Source organism: Streptomyces sp. JH14 (assembly GCF_029428675.1).
In the GTDB taxonomy this organism is placed as follows: domain Bacteria; phylum Actinomycetota; class Actinomycetes; order Streptomycetales; family Streptomycetaceae; genus Streptomyces.
The window spans coordinates 6557934-6580952 of the sequence record NZ_JAJNEL010000001.1 but is presented as its reverse complement, the minus strand read 5'-3'; the positions used below and the strand labels follow the sequence as shown (position 1 = coordinate 6580952).

Below are 23019 nucleotides of genomic sequence, written 5' to 3'. Positions count from 1 at the left end.
GGACAGGGGGCGCTGGCCAGACTTCTTCCACGCAAGGGGTTCGATCGATCATGACAACGACAGACATCTCCACATCCGTCCCCTTCAGGGAGGTGACGGACCGCAACGGCCGTGTGTACCGGATGGGTGAGTCCGACCGGGACATCATGGGCCGCCCACGCTGGACGATGGTGCTCTTCCCCTGGATGGGCATGCTGGGCATCAGCTCGTCGGAGTACGCGTTCACGTCCGCCGAGGACACGCTGCACGAGGCCCACTTGTGGGCCAGCGGCCATATCTTCTGGCTGATGGGTGTCTGGATCTTCTTCCAGGCGGCCGTCGCCTTCCCGGCGGGGCAGCTCCGTGAGAGCGGTCGGCTGCCGGCCAGGAGCGCGATGCTTCTCGGGGCGCTGGGCACCCTGCTCGGCTATCTCTCACTGGCGTACGCACCGCATGTCATCGTCGCCTACTTCGGCTTCGGCATGTTCAGCGGTATCGGCGCCGGACTCGTCTACGCGACCTGCGTGAACATGGTCGGCAAGTGGTACCCGGAACGCAAGGGCGGCAAGACCGGCATGGTCAACGGCGGTTTCGCCTATGGCTCGGTGCCGTTCGTGTTCCTCTTCACCTCGTACATGGACCTGTCCAACTACCAGGGTGTCCTGGTCTCGGTCGGGGTCATCTGCTGTGCGGTCGTCGCGGTCGCCGGCTGGTTCTTCAAGGACCCGCCGAAGAACTGGTGGCCGTCGCACGTCGACCCGCTGAAGGTCTCCGACGACCCGCGCATCGTGCGGTCGCTGGCCAAGAACCCGCCGGCGGTCAAGCAGTACACCCCGCGCGAGGCGGCCCGGACCCCGGTGCTGTGGATGATGTGGTTCTGTCTGCTGTGCACGGCAGGCATCAACATCTTCGGTATCGCCATGCAGGTGCCGTTCGGCAAGGAAATGGGATTCGCCGGCGGCATCGTGGCCACGGCCATGTCACTCAAGGCGATCGTGAACGGGACCGGCCGGGGAGTCATCGGCTGGATCTCCGACCGGTACGGACGCCGCAACACACTGATCATCGTCTGTCTCGTCCTGGGATCCGCACAGTTCGGGGTGTTCTTCTCCGGCGACATCGGGTCGATGCCGTTCTTCCTGTTCTGCTCGATGGTCTCCGGCTTCGGTGGCGGCGCCATCTTCCCGCTGTTCGCGGCGATGACCGCGGACTACTTCGGTGAGAACAACAACGCCTCCAACTACGGAATGGTCTACAGCTCCAAGCTGATCTCCGGCCTGGTCGGCTCCGGTGTCGGCGCGCTCGTGGTCGGCGCCTGGGGCTACGGCGGGGCCTTCGCCCTGGCAGGCAGCATCGGACTCGCCTCCGCGGTACTGGCGGTGTTCCTGCGCGCACCGGGCCGGCCGAGCACCAAACACATCGCACCCAACCCGCATCCGATCAGCCGGGAGATCTCCTGACATGACGCCGGACCGCACCTGACCCAGTCCGCGCCGGCCACCCGGGCCGGCGCGGACTCCCACGCAATCACCGACGCCCCCCGCCACGTCCACCCCATCCGCCAGACCGACCGACAGATTCCCGGCCGCCCGCGCGGTTCCGGAAGCCGGACAGGGACCGTACGCTCCTGGTAACAGCCTTGGAGCGTACGGTCCCTGACGTCATCGGGCGGGCGTTCGCGCTGCTCCCCGGTGTCAGGAGCCCGGGGTGAGGCACGGACCGCCCGTCCGGTGCCGTCTCGGTCCTACTTGCGCAGCGCCGCCAGGTTGTCGTAGCCGATCCGCGCATGCTTCAGGGACTGCGCGAGGTCGGTCGAGCTCGGTGCGTTGTCCTGCTCGACCATCGGGTTGCGGTAGTTCTTCTGCCCGACGCGGCTGAGGAACGTCCGGTAGTCGATGACCCCGGTACCGAAGGGGACCATGTCGTAGCCCTGTCCGCTGGTTGTGTTGACGACGCCGTCCTTGGCGTGGAACAGCGGGTAGCGCTTGTTGTTGCGGCGGACCAGTGCCGCGGGGTCGAAGATGTTCTCCTGCTGCGATCCGTCGTGCGCGGTGTAGGTGTGGAACTTGTACTGGGCGACGTGCGCCCAGAAGATGTCCATCTCCAGCCATACGGTCTTCGGGTCGGTGACCGTGAGGAAGTACTCGAGCTTGCGGATGCCGGAGCTGCGGGTCGGCCGGCCCTGTGCGTCCAGCGGACCGCCGTCGAGCAGGAAGCCGTAGGCCGCATCGTGGTTGTGGGTGTACAGCTTGATGCCCGCACGATGAGCGATCTGCCCCAGGGCGTTCCACTTGTCGGCGGCCACGTCCCAGTCGGCACGGTAGGCGCTGCCGGTGGGGTCGCCACCGGTGCCCATGTGGTCCATGCCGAGGATGTTCGCGATTTCGAGCGTCCGCTTGAACTGGTCCAGGTCGCTCTGGCTCAGCGGCCAGGACGACGGGATGAAGCCGTGGTTGCCCTGGGCGCGCAGACCGTATTCGTCCAGCCACGAGCGCAGCAGCTTCGCACCCTCCACCGTTTCGAGGTTGCTTCCGCCGGGTGCATTGGCGTGCTGGCCGTACCCGGCGAACTCGACCTGCTTGTAGCCGTAGCGGGCCAGCTCCTTGAAGACCTCGCGGAAGCCCGAGGGAAGGTCGGTGCTGAGCGGATCCCGGCCCGTGGCGTCACGCACGGTGTACAGGATGATTCCGCGCTTCGACGCCGGGACCAGATCCTGGCCGTGGCCGTGGTCGTCGTGCCCCTGGTGGGGTGCGGGCTGGGCGAAGGCCGGCGACGCGCCGAAGGCGGGCGCGGCGATCGCCGTTGCCGCAGCGGCGGTGCAGGTGCTGAGAAAGCGGCGGCGACTGACGCCGAGGCTGCGGCGCAGGGCGCCGTCCGTTCCGGATTCGTCGTTGTACACGGTCACGGTCTCTCTCTTTCTCGAAGATGCTCGCAACGCTGTGCGCGGACCGAACTCATGCGAGGCCGGCAAGCGTGAGGAGCAGGGACTTCACTTCGGTGGCCCGGACAGGTCCGGTGAACGCGTGGGGGGTGGAGCAGAGGATGAGCGGACCTTCTTCGTCGCTCATGGGGAGGCGGCCGTGGCTGCCTCGAATGGGTGAGGGGTCGAGGGGCACGACTGCCATGCGGTAGCGCATGCCGAGCTTCTTGCGGGCCACGGCGGTGGCCGCCTTGACCCGTACGTACGGGTCCTGGGGGTCCAGGAAGAGTTCGACCGGGTCGTAGCCGGGTTTGCGGTGGATCTCGACGAGCTGCGCGAAGTCGGGGGCGCGCGCGTCGTCGAGCCAGTAGTAGTACGTGAACCAGGCGTCCGGCTCGGCGACGGCGACGAGTTCGCCGGAGCGCGGGTGGTCGAGGCCGTGTGCCTTCTTGCCCTCGTCGTCGAGGAGCTGCTCGATGCCCTGGACGTCCTGGAGAGCTTCACGGGTGACATCGAGGTCCTCGGGGCGGCGTACGTAGACGTGGGCGAGCTGGTGGTCGGCGACGGCGAAGGCCCGGGACGCCATCGGGTCCAGGTACTCCATGCCGTCCTGGGTGTGGACCTCCAGCAGTCCGGCGCGGCGCAGGGCCCGGTTGATGTCGACCGGGCGGTCGACGCGGGTGATGCCGTATTCGGAGAGCGCCACGACGGTGCGGCCCTCGCGGCGGGCGTCGTCCAGGAGCGGGGCCATGGCCCGGTCGAGGTCGGCGGCGGCGCGGTAGGAGCGGGGGTCGTCGGGGCCGTAGCGCTGGAGGTCGTAGTCGAGGTGCGGGAGGTAGCACAGGGCCAGGTCGGGGCGGCGGGTGTCGAGGATGTGCCGGGTCGCGTCGATGATCCACTGCGAGGAGACCAGGTCGGCGCCGGGGCCCCAGAAGTGGAAGAGGGGGAACGTGCCGAACTTCTCGGTGAGTTCGTCGTGGAGGGCGGGCGGCCGGGTGTAGCAGTCGGGTTCCTTGCGCCCGTCCGCGTAGTAGACGGGGCGCGGGGTGACGGTGATGTCGGTGTCGGCGCCCATGGCGTACCACCAGCAGATGTTGGCGACGGTGTAGCCGGGGTGGACACGGCGGGCGGCGTCCCAGAGCTTGTCGCCGGCGACCAGGCCGTTGTGCTGACGCCACAGCAGGACGTCGCCGAGCTCGCGGAAGTACCAGCCGTTGGCGACGATGCCGTGCTCGGCGGGGGTGGTGCCGGTGAGGAAGGTGGACTGGGCGGCGCAGGTGACGGCGGGCAGCACCGTGCCCAGGGGGGCGTGGGTGCCGGACCGCCCGAGGGACTTGAGGTGCGGCATGTGGTCGAGGAGCCGGGGGGTGAGCCCGACGACGTCGAGGACGAGAAGCGGGGTGGGGGTGGAGTCCGGGGACGTACCCGTTTCGGCTGCGGTCATGGGAGCTCCTTGAGGCCGAGGTCGACCAGGAGGTCGCGGGCGAGGGTGAGTTCGGCGGCTATGCCGTCGGCGAGCTGGGCGCGGGTACGGGGGCGCAGCTCGGCGGGGAGCGCCTGCCAGGTGTACGTCTCGACCTCCAGGTGACGGGTCAGCGGGTGGGCACCGCCGACCAGGCGGGTCAGCGCGGCCCCGAGCACCGGGAGGGTGGAGGTGAGCGGTGGGGCGGGTGGTGCGTGCAGCGGCACATGGAAGTGGGCTCGCCACGGGGTGCCGTCGGGCAGGGCCCGGCCGCTGACGGCTTCCTCGAGGTCGTCGGTGCCGCGCAGTCCGTGGGTGGTGAGCGTGCGGGTCTGGTGGAGGAAGCGCGGTTCGGCGAAGGCGGCGAGTGCGGCGCGCACCTCCGGCAGGTGCGGGTGTTCGGCGTGGAGCGCGGCGGAGAGCTGGGTCTTGGCGACGGGGATGCCCGCTGCGGCGAGCGCGTCGAGGGCGGTGCCGGGGTCCTCGAAGGAGGTGGCGAGGTGGCAGGTGTCGACGCAGATGCCGATGCGGTGGTGTCCGACGGCGGTGAGCGGGGCGATCGCGTCGGCGGTGGTCTCGATCGTGCAGCCCGGTTCGGGTTCGAGGCCGATCCGGATGGACTTGCCGGTCAGCTCGGCCAGGGCGTCGAGGCGTTCGGCGAGGGTGACGAGGGCGGTGTGCGCGGTGCGGGCGGCCTCGGGGTCCTCGGCGTACGGGGTGCGCCAGGCGATCGGGAGGGTGGAGACGGTGCCTTCGGTGACGTCCTCGGGGAGCAGGGTGGCGAGCAGCCGGGCGAGATCGGTGGTGTGGGCGAGCCGTTCGGGGTCCGCCCAGTCCGGCTTGTACACCCGGTACTTGACCTCTTCGGCCCCGAAGCCCTCGTACGGGAAGCCGTTGAGGGTGACGACCTCCAGACCGCGCCGGTCGAGTTCCCCGCGCAGGGAACGCAGCTGGGCGGGGTCGTTGATCAGGGTGTTCGCGGCGTCCTTGGCGAGCCAGAGGCCGATGCCGAGGCGGTCGCGGCCGAGGCGCTTGCGGACGGGCTCGCAGTGGTCGCGCAGCTGGGCGCGGACACCGTCCAGCGTCTCGGCGGGGTGCACGTTGGTGCAGTACGCGAGGTGGACGGTGGATCCGTCGGGGTGGCGGAAGCGCATCGGATCACTCCCCTCCGCGGAGGATGGAGTTCCCCTCGTGGAGCGGATCGGGGGTGGTGAGGTCGAGTCGGAGTCGGCCGCTCTGGCCGTAGAAGGCGACGGGGTTGCGCCAGAGCACCTGGTCGACGTCGTCGTCGCTGAACCCGGCGGCGAGCATGGCGTCGCCGACCCCGCGGGTCTTGAGGGGATCGCTCTTGCCCCAGTCCGCGGCCGAGTTGACCAGGATCTTCTCGGTGCCGTAGGTCCTCAGGACCGCGACCATGCGGTCCTCGTCCATCTTGGTGTCGGGGTAGATGGAGAAGCCGGCCCAGCAGCCGCTGTCAACGGCGTCCTTCACGGTCGTCTCGTTGAGGTGATCGAGCACGACCCGTTCCGGGGCGAGGTGGGACTCGCGGATGACGTCGATGGTGCGCTGCAGACCGGCGAGCTTGTCGCGGTGCGGGGTGTGGACGAGGGCGGGGAGCCCGTGGTCGGCGGCGAGCTGGAGCTGGGCGGCGAGGGCGGTGTCCTCGGCGGGGGTCATGGAGTCGTAGCCGATCTCGCCGACGGCGACGACCGAGTCCTTGACGAGATAGCGCGGCAGGGCGTCCAGCACCGGAGTGCAGCGGGGGTCGTTCGCCTCCTTGGGGTTGAGGGCGAGCGTGCAGTGGTGGGCGATGCCGTACTGGGCGGCACGGAAGGGTTCCCAGCCGAGCAGGGCGTCGAAGTAGTCGATGAAGCTGGCGGGCGAGGTCCGGGGCTGGCCGAGCCAGAAGGAGGGTTCGACGAGGGCACGGACACCTGCGTCGTACATCGCCTGGTAGTCGTCCGTGGTGCGGGAGGTCATATGGATGTGCGGGTCGAAGATGCGCATCAGGACTCCTCCGTGGGGGGTTGGGCGCTCCCCTGCTCGAGTTCGTTCGAGGGTTCGGGGAAGGGGGCGGGGGCCGTGAGGGCGAGGACCCGGCGCAGGTCGTCGGGGACGGTGCGGCCGGCAGCGGTGCGCTCGGCCGCGAAGTCGCCGAGCATGCGGGCGAGTTCGGCGTCGCCTCGCGCGCGCCGCGCCAGTCCGTCGACGGCATCTACGGGGACACCGGTGAAGAGGCACTTGAGGATGGCGTGCCGCCATTGGTGCGCGTCGAGATGGGCGGCGGCGTACGGGCCGACGGCGGCGGCGACCAGCCGGGTGTCGTTGGTACGCAGGGCGTCCTCGACGAGCGCGAGAGCGGTGGGGCCGAGGTCCAGCCGGTGCAGGGTGAGGAGGACGGCGCGGCGTTCGGCGGCGGTGCCGTGTTCGTAGAGCCTGGTCGCGACGGGCAGACCGGCGCGGGCTTCGAGGAGCAGCAGGGCGCGCACGGAGTCGGCGTGCTCGAGTCCGCAGTGCCGGCCCGCGGCGGCGAATCTGAGCTCCCACGGGGGTACGGCGTAACGGCTGCCGGGTGCGGTGTCCGCGTGGACGGCGGTGTGGGCGGCCTCGGCGAGGGCCTCGTCGAGCCAGGCGCGTGCGGCACCGCCCAGTTGTGCGTCAAGTTGTTCGCGGGTCACCGGCGGGGTCATCGGCATGGTGTCGCTCCCTTCGAGGACATCGACGGGATCCGGGACCGCAGGAACTCGACGGACGTCCTGGCCAGTTCGGGCCCCGCGTGGGAGTGGCGGGGCAGTTCGACGACGGTGAGGCCGTGGTATCCGGTGTCGCCCAGGGCGTCGAGCGCCTCGAGCACGGGTGGGAAGTCGATCTCGCCGTCGCCGAACGGAAGGTGTTCGTGGACGCCCCGGCGCATGTCCTCGATCTGCACGTGCCGCAGCCAGGGGGCGGCGGCCCGCACGCAGTCGGCGGGCGCGGCCGGTTCCAGGCACTGGCAGTGACCGATGTCGAGGGTGAGCCCGAGCGGTTCGGGGTCGCCGCTGAGGACACGGAGATGGTGGAAGTCCGAGAGGGTGGCGAGGAGATGACCGGGTTCGGGCTCGATGGCGAGCGGGACGCCGGTGCGGGCCGCGGCGTCGAGCACGGGGGCGAGCGCGTCCGTCAGCCGCTGCCAGGCCGTCTCAGGGCAGGTGCCGGGTGGGGTGATGCCGCTGAAGCAGTGCACGGCGTGGGCGCCGAGGTCGGCGGCGACGTCGACGGCGCGCAGCAGCAGCCGGGTCCGGACGGCGCGGGCCTCCGGGTCCGGATCGAGGAGGGACGGTCCGTGTTTGCGGCGTGGGTCGAGGACATAGCGGGCCCCCGTCTCGATGGTCACGCCGAGCCCGGACCGGTCGAGCGCGGCCGCCACGTGCCGGGTGCGTGCGGCGAGGTCCGGGGCGAGAGGGTCGAGGTGCATGTGGTCGAGGGTGAGGCCGACGCCGTCGTAGCCGAGGTCCGCGAGGAGTTCCAGGGCGTCGTCCAGGCGGAGGTCGGTGAGGCCGTTGGTGCCGTAGCCGAGGCGGATCGTCATGTGAGGCTCACCTTCCGGGCGAGGGTCCGGGCGAGGGGAACCAGCCCCATGACGGCGAGCCCGGTGGCGGCCGCTCCGGCGCGGGCGGCGAGCGCGGCCTGGAGCGGGATCATCGCCCGGATGCCGCTGCCGACGGCGCGTTGGGTGAGGGGCGCTGACGGATTGAGGGCGGCGTGGAGGAGCGGCTCGGCGGCGGTGCGGAAGTAGGTGGCGGTGAGTGCGGTGAGGAGGACGCCGGGTGGCGTGGAGGTTCCGGCCCGGGGGCGGTGGTGGTCCCCCGGCCCGTCCCTTCCCGGTAGTCGGGGCAGGCCACCGAGCCCCTGCTGCCCACGCACCGTGACGGCGCCCAGCGCGGCGACCGCCGCGAGCGCGCCGAGGGGCACGGCGGTGGAACCGCCCTGCGCCTCGTGGCGTGAGACCGCGGTGACGGCGTAGGTGTGCGCCCCGAGCAGGGCGGCGGCCGGCACGGCAGCACGAACCGCGGAGTCGACGGGGCTCAGGGTGCGGGTGGTGCCCCGGGGAAGGGCGGTGCGCCCGGGATGGACGGTGCCGGCCCTGCGTACGGCGCCCGGCGTGCCGGTCGGGCCCTCGGTGCGGGCGATGCCGACCGGGCGGGCAGGGGCCTGTACGTGCCGGGGCGGCTCCGCGCGGCGGGGTTCGCGATCCGCGGTCGCCGTCGCCACCGCACGGCCGATCCGGCCGAGCAGCCGGGCGACCGGGCCGCCTCGCCGCTTCCCCGCCACGGACCGGGAGGGGGCGGATGCCCCGACGAAGCCCGTGGCTGTCGCGGACGGAGTGACCGCGCCAGCAGCGGGCGGGGCTGCGGTGCGTGAGCTCGTCGCACCCGTACCTGCCCCCGCCCCCGCCGTCGCCGTCGCCGTCGCCGTCGCTCCCAGCAGGAGGTCCAGTGCGCGGGCCGCCGCCATCGCTGCCGGGCCGGCCTGGGTGTGCTTCAGGCGGAGGTCGTACGCCCAGACCGTTGCCGCGAGGCCCGTGGCCACCGTCAGGGCCGGACGGCCCGCGTGGGCGGCCAGCGTCAGACCTGCGGCCGTCAGGGCACCGGCTGCAGCCAGGGCCGCGCCGGGAGTGATCTGGCCCGAGGGGATCGGGCGGTGCGGGCGGTCGACGGCGTCCTCGTCGCGGTCCGCCCAGTCGTTGAGGGCCATGCCCGCCTCGTAGAGACAGAGGGAGGCCCCGACAGCCAGTGCAGTGCCCCCGTTGGGGCGCCGGCCGATGGCCGCCGCCCCGGCCAGCGCATCACCGGGGACGGTGAACAGCGCCGATACCCGCAGCAGTTCGGCCCAGGCGCGTACCGCGGCCGTCATTCCTGCCCCCGCAGCGTTTCGGCGAAGGCCAGCAGCTGCAGATACTGGTCGGAGAGTGCGGCGGGCCCGCCGTCCGGGTCCTTGAAGTAGAAGCCGAGTTCGGGCCGTGGGCCCACCAGTCCCGCTTCATGGGCGCGGGCGAGCAGCCGCGCCAGGTCCAGGACCAGCGGGGCGGCCAGCGCCGAGTCACACCCCTGCCATGTCGTCTGGAGGACCATACGCGCCCCGAGGAATCCGTCGAACGCGATGTGGTCCCAGGCCGTCTTCCAGTCGCCGAGGGCCGGCACGTCGTCGATGTGCACCTCGCCCTCGGGAGCGGCGCCCAGGGTGTCGGCGAGAACCCGTTCCTTGCCCGCGTTCTTCGCCGCCGCCGCGGCCGGGTCGGCCAGCGCCGCCCCGTCCCCGCCGCCCAGCAGATTCGTGCCGGACCAGGCCCGTACGGGCAGGGCGCGCTGCACGAACATCGGGGCGAGTACGGAGCGGAGCAGCGTCTGGCCCGTCTTGCCGTCGCGGCCTGCGTGAGGAAGTCCGCATTCCGCGACGGCGTCCTGGAGCGCGGGGGTGCGCAGCCCGGTCGAGGGGGTGAAGTTGACGTAGGGGCAGCCGGCCCGGAGCGCCGCCGCGGCGTAGAGCGAGCTGGCGGGCAGCCGGTGCTGCCCGGGTTCCGGGAGCGGTTCGGTCGAGGCGACGTTCACCACGACGGTGCGGGCCAGGTCGTTGCGGCGGCCGAAGTCGGTGAGGTCGGCGGCGAATGCGGCGATGAGCTCTTCGTCGGTGCGGGTGTCGCCGGGCAGCGGCCCACCGGGGCGTATCTCCGCGTCGGCCGCGGCGAGTTCGGACCGTACTGCCGAGGGCAGCCCGTGCGGGAGCACTCCCCCGGCGGCCAGGGCCTCGGCCCGCTTGGGCAGGGGGCAGTCGACGGTGTCGTGTCCGCCGAATACCAGGGAGGTCAGCGCCGGCAGCCCGCTGCCGGCGAAGGGCGCGGTCTCGGTGACCATGCCCGCCGCCGGGTGGAGCCCCGCCGCGACGGCCGCGCAGCCCGCTGTGGCGGTGGTGGCGACGGAGCCGCGTGCTCCGATGAACCAGACTCCGGTACGAACGGCATGTGCTGACACGGGGCTGCCTCCCTGGCTGGGATCCTGGCTGGGCAGTGCGAAGAGCGCGGCGCTGTTCGGTCGGTGGCGGGCAGGGAAGTGGTGGTGACGGCGGGCGGGGTAGGGCCGTCGCCCCGCCCGCCGTCGGACTGTGGCTGCCGCCTATGCGGCGGGCAGCTCCTTCAACTCGATGTTGCGGAAGGACACCTGGTCGTCGGCCCCGTGGTTCTGCAGGCCGATGTAGCCGTCCTTCAGGCTGCGTACGGGATCGGTGTTGGTGAAGTCGTTGATCTTGACTCCGTTGAGGAAGACCTGGAGCCGTTCACCCTGGACCTTGATCTCGTAGCTGTTCCACTGGCCCGGCGGCCGCAGGACCTGGTCGCGGGCCTTGATGTTCGCCGCCTTGAAGGTGTAGATGGCGCCCGTGGTGCGGTCGGGGGCGTCGGTGGCGTCGATCTGGACCTCGTAGCCGTTGTTCACCGCGGACCAGGGGTCGTCGGACTCCGGGAAGCCGACGAAGACACCGGAGTTGTCGTCGCCCGCCAGCTTCCAGTCGAGCTTCAGCGAGTAGGACCCGAGCTCCTTGGGCTGGTAGGTGAGGAGGCCCAGGCCGCCCTCGGAGCGGAGTTCACCGTCGACGACGTTGAACTTCCCCGGGCCGGCCTGCTTCCAGCCTTCCAGCGTCTTGCCGTTGAAGATCGGCCGGTAGCCGGTGTCCGGCTTGCAGTCGGCACTGACCTGGCCGGCCGCGTACCGGACACCGCCGAGGAGGAGCTGGCGGAAGGCCGGTTCGGCGTACGACTCCTTGGTGTGGCCGAGGCCGGTGTAGAAGGAGCGGCCGCCCCCGTAGGACTGGCACCAGGTGATCGGGTGATCGCCCTTCATGGTGCCGCCGGTGTAGGTCGTCTCGTCGAGCGTGGCGAGGACCTTCACCTTGTCGCGCGGGTTGGTGCGGTAGTTGTACAGCTCATCGGTTCGGACCCAGGCGTCGTCGAGGTGGGCGGTCGCCGGGTTCTTGTGGTCCTCGACGCGGACGGTGACGGGCTGGATCGCGGGGTGCCCGGCGAAGTACGAGCCGACCAGTCCGCCGTAGAACGCCCAGTCGTACTCGGTGTCCGCGGCGGCGTGCACGCCCATGTAGCCGCCACCGCCGGCGATGTAGTTCTCGAACGCCTTCTGCTGGTCGGCGTTGAGAACGTCACCGGTCGTGGAGAGGAAGACGACGGCGTCGTAGCGGGCCAGGTTGCTGGTGGTGAACTGGCCTGCCTCCTCCGTGGCGTCGACGGTGATGTTGCTGCTCGCGCCGAGTTCCTTCAGTGCGGCGATGCCCTCGGGAATCGCGTCGTGGCGGAAGCCGGCCGTCTTCGAGAAGACCAGGACCCGCTTGGCGGTCCGGTCGGGGGCGCTGTTGGAGAGCTCGAAGTCGTCGATGTCGTAGAGCGCACCGTCGCCGCCCTTGAAGACCAGGAAGAGTTCCGTGGCCTGCTTCGGGACGCCGCGCAGCGGTACGTCGATGTCCTGGAAGGTCTCCCAGCTGCCGGTCACCGGCACCGGGGCGGAGCCGAGGATCTTGCCGGTCGCGGAGCCGGTCCGTACCTCGAGGAAGCCACCGGCGCCACCGGACGAGATCCGGGCGGTGAGCTTGGTGGAGTCACCGAGGATGTACGGCTTGAAGGCGATCCAGTCGTCGTTGTTGATGTCGCCGACCGTCTTGCCGCCCTCTGCGTTCGCCTTGTCGAACGTCTGGATGCCAGACGACGAGGTGAAGTGCTCGGCCTGCCGGTGGCGGGGCTGGAGCTGCGCCTGGTCGTGGCCGGAGAGTGCGGCCTGGCCGCCGCCCCCGCCATCGGTGTACGAGGCGTCGATGACTCCGAAGATGTTGGCGTTCGGGTCGTGCCCGCCGTCCATCTCGGTCTTGACGGTGCCGGAGCAGCCGTGCTCCGTGGTGATCGGGTGGCCATGGTTGTCATGGCCGAGTACGAAGCTGACCTGGACCTTCGAGCAGTCGATCGTGCCGTCCTCCGGGTCGGTGACGGTCACCTTGAACGGGATCTCGTCGCCGAAGGTGAACAGCTGCCCGTCACCCGGGAGTTCCAGATTCACCGTGGGTGCGGTGTTGCCGACGGTCACATGGGCACTTGCCGAACCGGTGCGGCCGGTGGGGTCCTTGGCGGTGACGGTCGCGGTGTAGGTGCCGTTCTTCTTGTACGTGTACGTGGGGTTCGCGGCGGTCGACGTACCGCCGTCGCCGAAGTCCCAGGCGTAGGTGAGCGAGTCGTTGTCGGAGTCCGTGGTGCCCGCGGAGGAGAACTGCACCTTCAGCGGTGCGGTACCGGACGTCTTGTTGGAAGTGGCCTCGGCGATCGGCGAGTGCCCGCCGGTGGCGTTCTCGATGCGGTAGAGCGCGGAGTGCTCGTCGCCGCCGAACCAGGAGAGGCCGTAGTCCAGGACGTACAGCGCCCCGTCCGGGCCGAAGGCCATGTCCATCACCTGGGTCCCGGACCACGGGATGTCGTTGATGGACTGAACGGCGCCGTCGCCGTCCTGCTCGATCCGCTTGATCCACTGCCGGCCGAACTCACCGGCGAAGAAGTCCCCGTCGTACGCCTCGGGGAACTTCACGGGCGAGTCGAGGTTCGGGTCGTAGTGGTAGACGGGGCCGCCCATCGGCGACTCGGAGCCGGTGCCGAACTCGGGCACGGATCCGCCGTCGTACGGGATCCAGGCGGGCTGCGCCGGGGGAAGGTCGACCAGGCCGGTGTTGTGCGGCGAGGTGTTCTTCGGTGCGGCGCAGTCGAAGGTCGCGCCGGACGTCTGCGTCGCGAAGTCGTAGTCGACGAAGGGATCGTTGTTCCCGGTGCAGAACGGCCAGCCGAAGTTGGCCGCCTTGGTCACCCGGGCGAACTCGACCTGTCCGCCGGGTCCGCGCTTCGGGTCGGCCGCGCCCGCGTCGGGACCGTAGTCACCGACGTACGCGATACCGGTGGCCTTGTCGACGCTGAAGCGGAACGGGTTGCGGAAGCCCATCGCGTAGATCTCGGGCCGCGTCTTGTCCGTGCCCGGGGCGAAGAGGTTGCCCTCGGGGATGGTGTACGAGCCGTCCTCCGCGACCTTGATCCGGAGGAGCTTGCCGCGCAGGTCGTTGGTGTTGCCCGCGGAGCGCCGGGCGTCGAACGCTGGGTTCCGGTCCGGGCGCTCGTCGATCGGTGCGTAACCGTCGGAGGCGAAGGGGTTGGAGTCGTCGCCGGTCGACAGGTACAGGTTGCCCTGCGCGTCGAAGTCGATGTCGCCGCCGACGTGACAGCAGATGCCGCGCGACGTCTTGACGTCGAGGACCTTCTTCTCGCTGCTCAGGTCGAGGGTGCCGTCCTCCTTGAGGACGAAGCGGGAGAGCCGGTTGACGCCGTCGAACTTGGCGAAGTCGGCGGCGGTGCCTGTCTCCGGGGCGTCGCCGGACGGGGTGTCCAGCGGGGGCGCGTAGTAGAGGTAGATCGCCCGGTTCGTGTCGAAGTCGGGGTCGACGCCTACGCCCTGGAGGCCTTCCTCGTCGTGCGAGTAGACGGGCAGGACACCGGAGACCCTGGTGTTGCCGGCGCTGTCGGTAATCCGCAGCTCGCCGCTGCGCGAGGTGTGCAGGACGCTGCGGTCCGGGAGGACCGCCAGCGACATGGGTTCGCCGGTTTCGGCGGCACCCTTGGCGAGGGTGACCTGCTGGAAGTCCTCGGCCGCCGCGGCATCGGTGGCGGCCGGCGAGGCCGCGGACGCTGCGGAGGCGCCGGGGGTGGCGCCGAGGGCGAGGGTGGCGGCGGTGAGGAGGCCGCCGGTGAGCAGGGCGAGGGACTTACGGAGCCCGGTCCTGCGTTTGCTTCTGCTTCTGCTTCTGTGCACGAGTGTCCTCCGGAAAGTGCCGGTTGTACGGGCGGGTAGTGCCGAGCCGTTCCGCGCGGGGACTGCCGCGCAGGTCACATGAGGGCCTGATGGGGCCCCGGTGACGAGAGTTATGTCGTGTACACCCCATGGACCGTAGACCCGTTCGTCCTGCACGGAAAGCCTTTGCGCAGCAGTTGAGTTGAACTTTTTCCTGCATCAGGACAAAGGCCGGTGAGGGCATGCGGAATCGCCCCGGGGGTGCGCGGAGTGACGCCGGGCGGGGGCTGTTCCCCCTGCCCGTCCTTCCCGAAACCGGGGCAGTGCCCCGGGCCCCCGGTCCTCGGACGCCGGGCAGGCCTGGTCGTGCCGGGCAGCACCCAAGGCGCCGCCCGGACGGAGAATCAGGCTTCCCCGGCGATCGAGGAGCGGGGTTCCGGGGGCCGAGCCCCCGGAAACACCGTCAGTCGCCGCCCCCGAACGCCGCGTCGAACGACGCCGCCGGCGGGTCGAAGTCGTACCGCTTCAGCGTGGCAAGCGCTTCGGGCGCGCCCGCCAGCCGGTCCATGCCCGCGTCCTCCCACTCCACCGAGATCGGCCCCTCGTAGTGGATCGACCGGAGCATGCGGAACACGTCCTCCCACGGCACGTCACCGTGCCCGCCGGAGACGAAGTCCCAGCCGCGCCGCGGATCACCCCATGGCAGGTGCGAGCCGAGGCGGCCGTTGCGCCCGTCGAGGCGCTTGCGGGCCTCCTTGCAGTCCACGTGGTAGATCCGGTCCCGGAAGTCGTAGAGGAAGCCGACCGGATCGAGGTCCTGCCAGACGAAGTGGCTCGGGTCGAAGTTCAGCCCGAACGCGGCACGGTGGTCGACGGCCTCCAGAGCACGGTGCGTGGTCCAGTAGTCGTACGCGATCTCGCTGGGGTGCACCTCGTGGGCGAACCGCACGCCCTCCGCGTCGAACACGTCGAGGATCGGGTTCCAGCGCTCGGCGAAGTCCTCGTACCCCCGCTCGATCATCCGCGGCGGCACCGGCGGGAACATCGCCACCAGGTGCCAGATCGACGAGCCGGTGAAGCCGATGACGGTGTCGACCCCGAAGGCCGCGGCGGCGCGCGCGGTGTTCTTGATCTCCTCGGCGGCCCGCTGCCGTACCCCTTCGGGCTCGCCGTCGCCCCAGATCCTGGCGGGCAGGATCCCCTGGTGCCGCTCGTCGATCGGGTTGTCGCAGACCGCCTGGCCGACAAGGTGGTTGGAGATCGCCCAGCACTTCAGCCCGTACTTGTCGAGCAGCTGGTGCCGCCCCGGCAGGTAGCCCGGGTCGGCGAGGGCCTTGTCGACCTCGAAGTGGTCGCCCCAACAGGCGAGTTCGAGCCCGTCGTAGCCGAAGTCGCGGGCCAGCCGGCAGACCTCCTCCAGCGGCAGATCGGCCCACTGGCCGGTGAAGAGAGTGAAGGGACGGGGCATGCGCGGAACCTCCTACGGGGTGTGTACCGGGGTGAGTACGGAGTTCTTCTCGGCGCTCTCCTCCACCGCCGCGAGCACCCGCTGCACCTGGAGTCCGTCGGCGAACGACGGCACGGGGTCCGCCCCTTCGGCGATCGTCCGGACGAGGTCGCGGGCCTGGTGGATGAAGGTGTGCTCGTAGCCGAGGGCGTGACCCGGCGGCCACCACGCCTCCAGGTACGGATGCTCGGGCTCCGTGACGAGGATGCGGCGGAACCCCGCGGTGGTGGCGGGTTCGGTGTGGTCGTGGAAGGACAGCTCGTTCAGTCGCTCCAGGTCGAAGGCGAGCGAGCCGCGCTCCCCGTTGAGCTCCAGCCGCAGCGCGTTCTTGCGGCCCGCCGCCATACGCGTCGCCTCGAACGAGGCCAGCGCTCCGGAAGCGAGCCTGCCGGTGAACAGAGCCGCGTCGTCGACGGTGACCGCCCCCCGCGCCTCGCTGTCGGCCGAGCCCGAGAGCCCCGCCGACGCTCCTGCGAGCAGGGGCCTGTCCCGTACGAAGGTCTCGGACATCGCGGACACCCCCACCAGCAGCTCCCCCGCCAGATACTGCGCGAGGTCGACGATGTGGGCCCCGAGGTCGCCCAGCGCACCGGATCCGGCGCGCTCGCGGTCCAGCCGCCAGGTGAGCGGCGACTCGGGATCGACCAGCCAGTCCTGGAGGTAGGTGGCCCGTACGTGCCGCAGGGAGCCGAGCCTGCCGTCGCTGATCATCTTCCGTGCGTAGGCGATCGCCGGCGCCTTGCGGTAGTTGAAGCCGACCATCGCCACCTGGCCACGGGCCCTGGCCCGTTCCGCGGCCTCGGTCATGGCCTCCGCCTCGGCAACCGTGTTGGCGAGCGGCTTCTCGCACAGCACGTGCTTGCCGGCCTCCAGGGCGGCGATGGCGATTTCCGCATGGCTGTCGCCGGGAGTGCAGATGTCGACGAGCTGGACGTCGTCCCGGGCGATCAGGGCGCGCCAGTCGGTCTCCGCCGCCGCCCAGCCGTGACGCTCGGCGGCGGCGGTGACCGCCGCACGGTCGCGTCCGCAGATCGCGGCGAGAGCCGGCCGCATCGGCAGGTCGAAAACGTGTCCCACGGTGCGCCACCCCTGGGAGTGGGCGGCGCCCATGAACGCGTATCCGACCATGCCGATCCCGAGCGGTCGCTCCGGCTTCCTCGTCGGCGGCGCAGCGGCCTCCTGCTCCGTCTCTTCCCTACGGGCCATACGGGCTTCCTCCTCATCGGTGCTTCGGTGGGGGCTGCAGGAGGGTCAGCACCCTCCCGGACGGCGGATCAGCTGAAGCCCGTCGGCAGGTACTGGTCGATGTTGTCCTTGGTGACGACGGCGGAGTAGAGGGTGAGGCTGGTCGGGATCTCCAGTTCGGAGAGACCGCCGATGCCCTTGCCCTGGCCGAGCGCACGCGCCAGGTCGATGGCGGACGCCGCCATCGTCGGCGGGTAGAGGACGGTGGCCTTCAGGACGCTGTTGTCGGCCTTGATGGCGTCCATGGCGGACTTCGCCCCGGCTCCGCCGACCATCAGGAACTCGTCCCGGCCGGCCTGCTGGATGGCGCGCAGCGCACCGACACCCTGGTCGTCGTCGTGGTTCCACAGTGCGTCGAACTGCTTCTGCGCCTGCAGAAGTTGGGCCATCTTCGCCTGGCCGGACTCAACGGTGAACTCGGCGGCCTGCCGCGCGACCAGCTTGACGTTGGGGTAGTTCTTGAGGGCGTCGGCAAATCCCTGGCTGCGCTGCTTGGTGAGCTCCAGGTTGTCGATACCCGCGAGCTCGACGACCTTGGCGTCCGCCTTGTCCTTGAGCTGCTCGCCGATGAACGTACCGGCATTGAGGCCCATGCCGTAGTTGTCGCCGCCGACCCAGCAGCGGTAGGCCTGCGGTGAGGCGAAGATGCGGTCCAGGTTGATGACGGGGATGCCCGCCTTCATCGCTTCCAGACCGACCTGGGTGAGCGCCTTGCCGTCGGCGGGGAGGATGACGAGGACATCGACCTTCTTGTTGATGAGGGTCTTGACCTGGCCGATCTGGGTGGCGGTGTCGTTGGAGCCCTCGGTGATCTCCAGGGTCACCTCGGAGTACTTCTCCGCCCGCGACTTGGCGTTGTCATTGATGGCGTTGAGCCACCCGTGATCGGCCTGCGGGCCGGCGAAGCCGATGGTGACCGCCTTGCCGGGCTTGTCGTCGGCGGCCGGCTGATTGGTCTGCGCGGTCTCCGACTTCTTGGGCTCGTTGCTGGTGCAGGCGGTGAGGAGGGCGCCCGCGGAGACGGCTGCGGTGCCGAAGAGCAGGCCTCTGCGGCTGGTTTCTGGCATGGCTGTCGAACCCTTCATCCGGTACGTGGGTGGCATGCGGAACTGTTGGGTGGGACGGGGTGGGGTGCGGTGAGGGGATATGGGGTGGAGGACCGGGGGTCAGGTCTCCCCGTGGGCCGAGGTTCGGCGCTGGACCAGGACGGCGGCGACGATGATCGCGCCCTTCGCGATCTGCTGGACATCGCTCTGCAGATTGTTGAGCGCGAAGATATTGGTGATGGTGGTGAAGACGAGGACGCCGAGGACGGAGCCGACGATCGTGCCGCGTCCGCCGCTGAGCAGGGTGCCGCCGATGATCGCGGCGGCGATGGCGTCGAGCTCGTACAGGTTGCCGTTGGTGTTCTGTCCCGAGCCGGACAGGATGATCAGCATGAAGGCGGCGATACCGCAGCACAGCCCGGAGAGCAGATACAGATAGAGCCGCTGGCGCCGTACGTCGATCCCGGCGAGCCGGGCCGCTTCCGCGTTGCCGCCGACCGCCACCGTGCGGCGTCCGAAGGTCGTCCGGTTCAGCACCAGCCAGCCGATGACGGTGACCGCGGCGAACGCCAGCACCAGGGGCGGTATGCCGAGGACGTACGAGTCCGGCAGGCCGAGGTCGAGGACCGACTGGACGGTCACGATCTGCGTCTTGCCGTCGGTGATCTGCAGGGCGAGGCCGCGGGCCGAGGCGAGCATGGCCAGCGTCGCGATGAACGGCACCATCCTCCCGTACGCGATCAGCAGCCCGTTGACGAATCCGGCACCGACACCGACGAGCACCGCGGTGAAGAGGATGCCCGCGAAGCCGTACTCCTGGGTGGCGAGCGTGGTCGCCCAGACCGAGGCGAGCGCGACCATCGCACCGACCGACAGGTCGATGCCGCCACTGGTGATGACGAAGGTCATGCCGACGGTGACGACGCCGATGACGGACGACTGGGTCAGGATCAGCTGCAGATTCCCGGTGTCCAGGAAGGCGTCGGGTTCGGTGAACCCCCCGACGGCGATCAGTACGGCGAGGACGCCGAGCAGCGACAGGTTGCGCACGTCCATGCGCACCCCGAAGGCGCGCAGTCCACCGCCCTTCGAGGGCGGCAGCGTGGCGGAGGCCGGCGGGGCCGCCTTGTCCGGCCCACCGTGCTGCGCCGAGGAGACGGGCTGTGTCATGACGTCGGGCTCCCTTCCATCACGAGATCGAGTACGCGGTGCTCGTCGAGCTCCCGGGCGTCCGCCGTATGCACGACGCGGCCCTCACGGAGCACCAGCACCCGGTCGGCGAGGCCCAGTACTTCGGGCACTTCGCTGGAGACCAGCAGAACGGCGAGGCCTTCGTCGGCCAGCCGGCGGATCACGGCGTAGAGCTCGGCGCGAGCGCCGACGTCGACGCCGCGGGTCGGTTCGTCGAGCAGCAGCACCCGGCAGCCGCGCAGCAGCCAGCGGGCCAGGACGGCCTTCTGCTGGTTGCCGCCGGAGAGGGTGCGGACCGGGGTGTCCGGGTTGTCGGGCCGCAGCGACAGTTCGCGGGTGGCGGCACGGGCCGCTCGGCGCTCGGCCCCGCGGTCGAGCCAACCCACCCTGGAGAAGCGGGACATGGAGGAGACGGAGACGTTGCGGGTGACGGATTCGAGCATCAGCAGCGCCTGCGCCTTGCGCTCCTCGGGGGCGAGCCCGATGCCTGCGGCGACGGCGGCTCGGACGCTGCCGGGGCGCAGCGGCCGTCCGTCGACGAGGGCCCGGCCCGAGCTCGGCCTGCGTGCCCCGTAGACCGTCTCCAGGATCTCGGAGCGCCCGGAGCCGACCAGGCCGGCGAGGCCGACGATCTCGCCGGGCCGCACCTCCAGGTCGAACGGGGCGAACTCGCCCTCCCTGGACAGCCCTTCGACGGCGAGTACGGGCTCCCGGCGGGCGGTCTCCCCGGCATCCGTGGTCGCGTCGGGGCGCGGCGGGAAGACGTACTCGACATTGCGGCCGGTCATCAGGGCGACGATGTCCCGTGTCGGGGTGGACTTCGCGGGCAGACCGACCGCGACGGCCCGGCCGTCCTTCAGTACGGTCACCCGGTCGCCGATCCGGCGGATCTCCTCCAGCCGGTGGGAGATGTAGACGACGGCGACACCGTCGGCGGTGAGTGCGGCGACGATACGGAAGAGGTTGTCGACCTCGTCGGGGTCGAGGGCCGCTGACGGCTCGTCCATGACGATGAGCCGCACCTCGTGGGAGAGGGCCCTGGCCATGGAGACGATCTGCTGCTGGGCTGCGGAGAGCGCACCGACCGGGCGGGCGGGATCGATCTCGGGGTGACCGAGTCGCTTCAGCAGTGCGGCGGCCGCCGTACGGCCCTCGCGGGTACGGACGACGAAGCGGGCGGTGGTGGGTTCGTGTCCGAGGAAGATGTTCTCGGCGACCGAGAGACCCTCGACCAGGTCGAGTTCCTGGTAGATGGTGGCGACACCGAGGCGCATGGCGGCGATCGGAGACTTCAGTGCGACGGGTGCGCCGCGCCAGGTGATTTCGCCGTCGTCGGGCTGGTGGGCGCCGGCGAGCACCTTGATGAGCGTGGACTTGCCGGCGCCGTTCTGCCCGAGCAGGCAGTGGACTTCGCCGGCCTGGACCTCCAGGTCCACGCCGTCGAGGGCGCGCACGCCGGGGAACGACTTGGTGATGCCGGACATCGTGAGCAGGGGTGGTTCTGGTGCCATGACAAATCCCCTCGGCGAAACGAGGTCTCCCCTGCTCGAGCGAAGCCGAGAGCGTGGGAAGGGCCGGTGAGCGGGCAAGGCTGTGCCAGGTACGGGTGGTGCTCGGTTTCCGATATCTCGCTGGTGACGTGCAGCCGGCCGGTGATCAGGCCGGTGAGAACAGGTGGTCGCTGATGAGCCGGGCGGCGCCGATCACTCCTGCGGCCGGTCCCAACTCACCCAGCACAATGGGGAGATTGCCGGTGGCCAGCGGCAGGGACTGCCGGTAGACCTGGGTCCGGACGCTGGCCAGAAGCGTGTGGCCGAGGCCGGTCACACCACCGCCGATCACCACCAGTCCGGGGTTGAAGAAGCTGACGAGTCCGGCGATGACCTGACCGACCCGGTTGCCGCCTTCGCGGATCAGATCGAGCGAGGTCTCGTCTCCGGCCGCGGCCGCCGCGGCGACATCGGCGGCGGTGAGCCGACCGGCCGCCTCCAGCCGGGCCGCGAGCTCCGGCGACTGTCCGGACCGTGCCGCCTCCTCGGCGTCGTGGGCGAGCGCCGCGCCGCTGAAGTGGGCTTCCAGGCAACCCCGGTTGCCGCAGGCGCAGGCACGCCCGTCGGGCTCGACCTGAATATGGCCGATGTCGCCCGCGCTGCCCGTCGTACCGCGGTAGACGTCGCCGCCGACGACGATTCCGCAGCCGATGCCGGTACCGATCTTGACGCAGAGGAAGTCGCCCACGGAGCGTGCGACGCCCGCGTGCTGCTCCCCCATCGCCATCAGGTTCACGTCGTTGTCGACCATGACGGGGCAGCCCAGTTCCTGACTGAGCGCCTCGCGGACCGGGAAGCCGTCCCAGCCGGGCATGATCGGGGGTGCGACCGGTACGCCTTCGGGGAAGCGGACCGGTCCGGGTACGCCGATGCCCGCGCCGTCGAAGCCCTCCGCGAGCCCGGAGGCCCGGAGCTTGGCAGCCAGGGACAGCACCTGCTCGAAGACCGCGACGGGCCCCTCGCGTACGTCCATGGGGTGGTTGAGGTGACCGAGGACCTCCAGCTCCGCGTTGGTGACTGCCACATCGATCGATGTGGCACCGATGTCGACGCCGAGGAAGCGCAGTGCGGGAGCGAGCCGGATGTTGTGCGAACGGCGGCCGCCACGGGAGGCGGCGAGTCCGTCGGCCACGACAAGTCCGGTCTCCAGCAGCCGGTCCACTTCGACGGCGAGCTTGGAACGGGAGAGGTCGACCTGATCCCCCAGCTGCGCCCGCGAGTTGGGCCCGCCGTCGCGCAACAGCCGCAGTAGCCGCGCCTGATGCGCATTCGCGGGTCGTGCCGTCATACGTCTCACGCGCCCCTCCCCGCCGCGTCGGCCTTGTCCGTCGGGCTTTCGAGTGGAACGTAGCAGCGCTTGCCCGGAGTGGGAAGAAGTTGAGCAGGAATCCGCTCCAACTTTCTCCACCCGCAGGACAAAGACGTACGCCTTCGCCGACACGAGGTCCCCGCGACGCGGGGACGGTCGCGCGGCGGGCAACGCAGAAAGGGCCGGGGCGCCACGCCCCGGCCCTGATCCGAACGTAAGGCTCTAGCCCTCTTCGCGCTGGTGGTAGGTCCTGCGGGTGTGCTCCGTGTGAGCCCGCATGACCTCCGTGGCGCGCTGTTCGTCGCGCGAGGAGATCGCCGAGATCAGGGCGCGGTGCTCGATCCAGGACTGGGTGCCACGCTGGCGGGCCACCGGCGTGTAGTACCAGCGGACCCGGCGGTCGACCTGTCCGGCGAGTTCGGCGAGGACGACATTGCCCGCCAGCTCCATGACCTTGGCATGGAACTCCGCATTGGTGGCAACGGCGAGATCCACATCGTCGGCGGCGACGGCCTGCTCACCCTTGGCGCAGAGCTCCTCCAGCGCGGCAATGCCGGCCGTGCCCGAATTGGCCGCGGCCAGCCGGGCGGCCTCCGCCTCCAGGAGCGTACGGACCGAGAGCAGCTGGTCCGCCTCCTCCTCGGTGGGTTCGTGGACGAACGCACCCTGCGCGGGCCGCAGATCGACCCAGCCCTCGGTGTTCAACCGCTGCAACGCCTCGCGCACTGGCTGGCGGGACACACCGAGGTGCCCCGCGAGCTCGCTCTCGACCAGATGCTGGCCGGGGCGGAGCGCACGCGTGGTGATCAGTTCGAGCAGCGCCTCATAGACGCGCTCGCGCAGCGGACCGGGCCGTTCCAGCTTCGGCACGGCCCCTTGCGGCAGTCCTGTGGACAACATCGCGGTCCCCCTCCGGGCGACGAGCAATTGCTTATCGTCTACAGTCTACCGAGCGC

The 23019-nt window shown here is 70.5% G+C and carries 17 protein-coding genes; 1 reads left to right on the top strand and 16 read right to left on the bottom strand.

What is annotated here, in order from left to right:
* Positions 1–50 precede the first annotated feature (50 nt).
* Positions 51–1439, top strand: coding sequence for an OFA family MFS transporter (locus LRD69_RS29665; RefSeq protein ID WP_277329569.1), 1389 nt, complete (start codon positions 51–53; stop codon positions 1437–1439).
* A gap of 284 nt (positions 1440–1723) precedes the next feature.
* Here LRD69_RS29665 and LRD69_RS29660 read toward each other — a convergent pair whose 3' ends face one another.
* The 16 genes from LRD69_RS29660 to LRD69_RS29585 form a co-directional block, all read right to left on the bottom strand.
* Positions 1724–2884, bottom strand: a complete 1161-nt coding sequence (locus LRD69_RS29660; protein WP_277324454.1) for a sugar phosphate isomerase/epimerase family protein — start codon at positions 2882–2884, stop codon at positions 1724–1726.
* Positions 2885–2933: 49 nt separating this feature from the next.
* On the bottom strand, positions 2934–4343 hold the full coding sequence (locus LRD69_RS29655; protein WP_277324455.1) for a nucleotide pyrophosphatase/phosphodiesterase family protein: 1410 nt from the start codon (positions 4341–4343) through the stop codon (positions 2934–2936).
* Positions 4340–5515, bottom strand: coding sequence for a metabolite traffic protein EboE (gene eboE / locus LRD69_RS29650; protein WP_277324456.1), 1176 nt, complete (start codon positions 5513–5515; stop codon positions 4340–4342). The genes LRD69_RS29655 and eboE overlap by 4 nt, the downstream gene beginning before the upstream one ends.
* Positions 5516–5519: 4 nt before the next feature.
* Complete coding sequence (locus LRD69_RS29645; protein WP_277324457.1) at positions 5520–6368, bottom strand: TatD family hydrolase; 849 nt, start codon at positions 6366–6368, stop codon at positions 5520–5522.
* Entirely contained in the window at positions 6368–7057 is a 690-nt protein-coding gene (locus LRD69_RS29640) for an EboA domain-containing protein (protein ID WP_277324458.1), read from the bottom strand. Before LRD69_RS29640 ends, LRD69_RS29645 begins: the two co-directional genes overlap by 1 nt.
* The gene (locus LRD69_RS29635) at positions 7048–7929 is read right to left on the bottom strand and encodes a sugar phosphate isomerase/epimerase family protein (protein WP_277324459.1); all 882 of its coding nucleotides are present in this window, start codon (positions 7927–7929) and stop codon (positions 7048–7050) included. The genes LRD69_RS29640 and LRD69_RS29635 overlap by 10 nt, the downstream gene beginning before the upstream one ends.
* On the bottom strand, positions 7926–9254 hold the full coding sequence (locus LRD69_RS29630) for a UbiA family prenyltransferase (protein ID WP_277324460.1): 1329 nt from the start codon (positions 9252–9254) through the stop codon (positions 7926–7928). The genes LRD69_RS29635 and LRD69_RS29630 overlap by 4 nt, the downstream gene beginning before the upstream one ends.
* Entirely contained in the window at positions 9251–10369 is a 1119-nt protein-coding gene (locus LRD69_RS29625) for an inositol-3-phosphate synthase (protein WP_277324461.1), read from the bottom strand. The genes LRD69_RS29630 and LRD69_RS29625 overlap by 4 nt, the downstream gene beginning before the upstream one ends.
* A gap of 141 nt (positions 10370–10510) precedes the next feature.
* Positions 10511–14236, bottom strand: a complete 3726-nt coding sequence (locus LRD69_RS29620) for a ThuA domain-containing protein (protein WP_277324462.1) — start codon at positions 14234–14236, stop codon at positions 10511–10513.
* 442 nt (positions 14237–14678) lie between these two features.
* Complete coding sequence (locus tag LRD69_RS29615; RefSeq protein ID WP_277324463.1) at positions 14679–15683, bottom strand: sugar phosphate isomerase/epimerase family protein; 1005 nt, start codon at positions 15681–15683, stop codon at positions 14679–14681.
* A gap of 12 nt (positions 15684–15695) precedes the next feature.
* Positions 15696–16928, bottom strand: coding sequence for a Gfo/Idh/MocA family oxidoreductase (locus tag LRD69_RS29610; RefSeq protein WP_277324464.1), 1233 nt, complete (start codon positions 16926–16928; stop codon positions 15696–15698).
* 68 nt (positions 16929–16996) lie between these two features.
* A complete protein-coding gene (locus tag LRD69_RS29605) occupies positions 16997–18034 on the bottom strand; it encodes a substrate-binding domain-containing protein (RefSeq protein WP_277324465.1) in 1038 nt (345 codons plus the stop codon).
* A gap of 99 nt (positions 18035–18133) precedes the next feature.
* Positions 18134–19183 (bottom strand): ABC transporter permease, encoded by a 1050-nt coding sequence (locus tag LRD69_RS29600; protein ID WP_277324466.1) that lies wholly within the window; start codon positions 19181–19183, stop codon positions 18134–18136.
* Entirely contained in the window at positions 19180–20715 is a 1536-nt protein-coding gene (locus LRD69_RS29595; protein WP_277324467.1) for a sugar ABC transporter ATP-binding protein, read from the bottom strand. The genes LRD69_RS29600 and LRD69_RS29595 overlap by 4 nt, the downstream gene beginning before the upstream one ends.
* A 145-nt stretch (positions 20716–20860) precedes the next feature.
* Complete coding sequence (locus LRD69_RS29590) at positions 20861–22042, bottom strand: ROK family transcriptional regulator (protein ID WP_277324468.1); 1182 nt, start codon at positions 22040–22042, stop codon at positions 20861–20863.
* Between the two features lie 243 nt (positions 22043–22285).
* Positions 22286–22963, bottom strand: a complete 678-nt coding sequence (locus LRD69_RS29585) for a GntR family transcriptional regulator (protein ID WP_277324469.1) — start codon at positions 22961–22963, stop codon at positions 22286–22288.
* Positions 22964–23019: the final 56 nt, after the last annotated feature.

Excerpts from the sequence above, each read along its gene's own strand:
- LRD69_RS29600 (WP_277324466.1), bottom strand. The coding sequence starts at position 19,183 with ATGACACAGCCCGTCTCCTCGGCGCAGCACGGTGGGCCGGACAAGGCG.
- LRD69_RS29605 (WP_277324465.1), bottom strand. The coding sequence starts at position 18,034 with ATGCCAGAAACCAGCCGCAGAGGCCTGCTCTTCGGCACCGCAGCCGTC.
- eboE (WP_277324456.1), bottom strand. The coding sequence starts at position 5,515 with ATGCGCTTCCGCCACCCCGACGGATCCACCGTCCACCTCGCGTACTGC.
- LRD69_RS29595 (WP_277324467.1), bottom strand. The coding sequence starts at position 20,715 with ATGGCACCAGAACCACCCCTGCTCACGATGTCCGGCATCACCAAGTCG.
- LRD69_RS29635 (WP_277324459.1), bottom strand. The coding sequence starts at position 7,929 with ATGACGATCCGCCTCGGCTACGGCACCAACGGCCTCACCGACCTCCGC.
- LRD69_RS29610 (WP_277324464.1), bottom strand. The coding sequence starts at position 16,928 with ATGGCCCGTAGGGAAGAGACGGAGCAGGAGGCCGCTGCGCCGCCGACG.
- LRD69_RS29590 (WP_277324468.1), bottom strand. The coding sequence starts at position 22,042 with ATGACGGCACGACCCGCGAATGCGCATCAGGCGCGGCTACTGCGGCTG.
- LRD69_RS29655 (WP_277324455.1), bottom strand. The coding sequence starts at position 4,343 with ATGACCGCAGCCGAAACGGGTACGTCCCCGGACTCCACCCCCACCCCG.
- LRD69_RS29665 (WP_277329569.1), top strand. The coding sequence starts at position 51 with ATGACAACGACAGACATCTCCACATCCGTCCCCTTCAGGGAGGTGACG.
- LRD69_RS29585 (WP_277324469.1), bottom strand. The coding sequence starts at position 22,963 with ATGTTGTCCACAGGACTGCCGCAAGGGGCCGTGCCGAAGCTGGAACGG.
- LRD69_RS29640 (WP_277324458.1), bottom strand. The coding sequence starts at position 7,057 with ATGCCGATGACCCCGCCGGTGACCCGCGAACAACTTGACGCACAACTG.
- LRD69_RS29645 (WP_277324457.1), bottom strand. The coding sequence starts at position 6,368 with ATGCGCATCTTCGACCCGCACATCCATATGACCTCCCGCACCACGGAC.
- LRD69_RS29630 (WP_277324460.1), bottom strand. The coding sequence starts at position 9,254 with ATGACGGCCGCGGTACGCGCCTGGGCCGAACTGCTGCGGGTATCGGCG.
- LRD69_RS29615 (WP_277324463.1), bottom strand. The coding sequence starts at position 15,683 with ATGCCCCGTCCCTTCACTCTCTTCACCGGCCAGTGGGCCGATCTGCCG.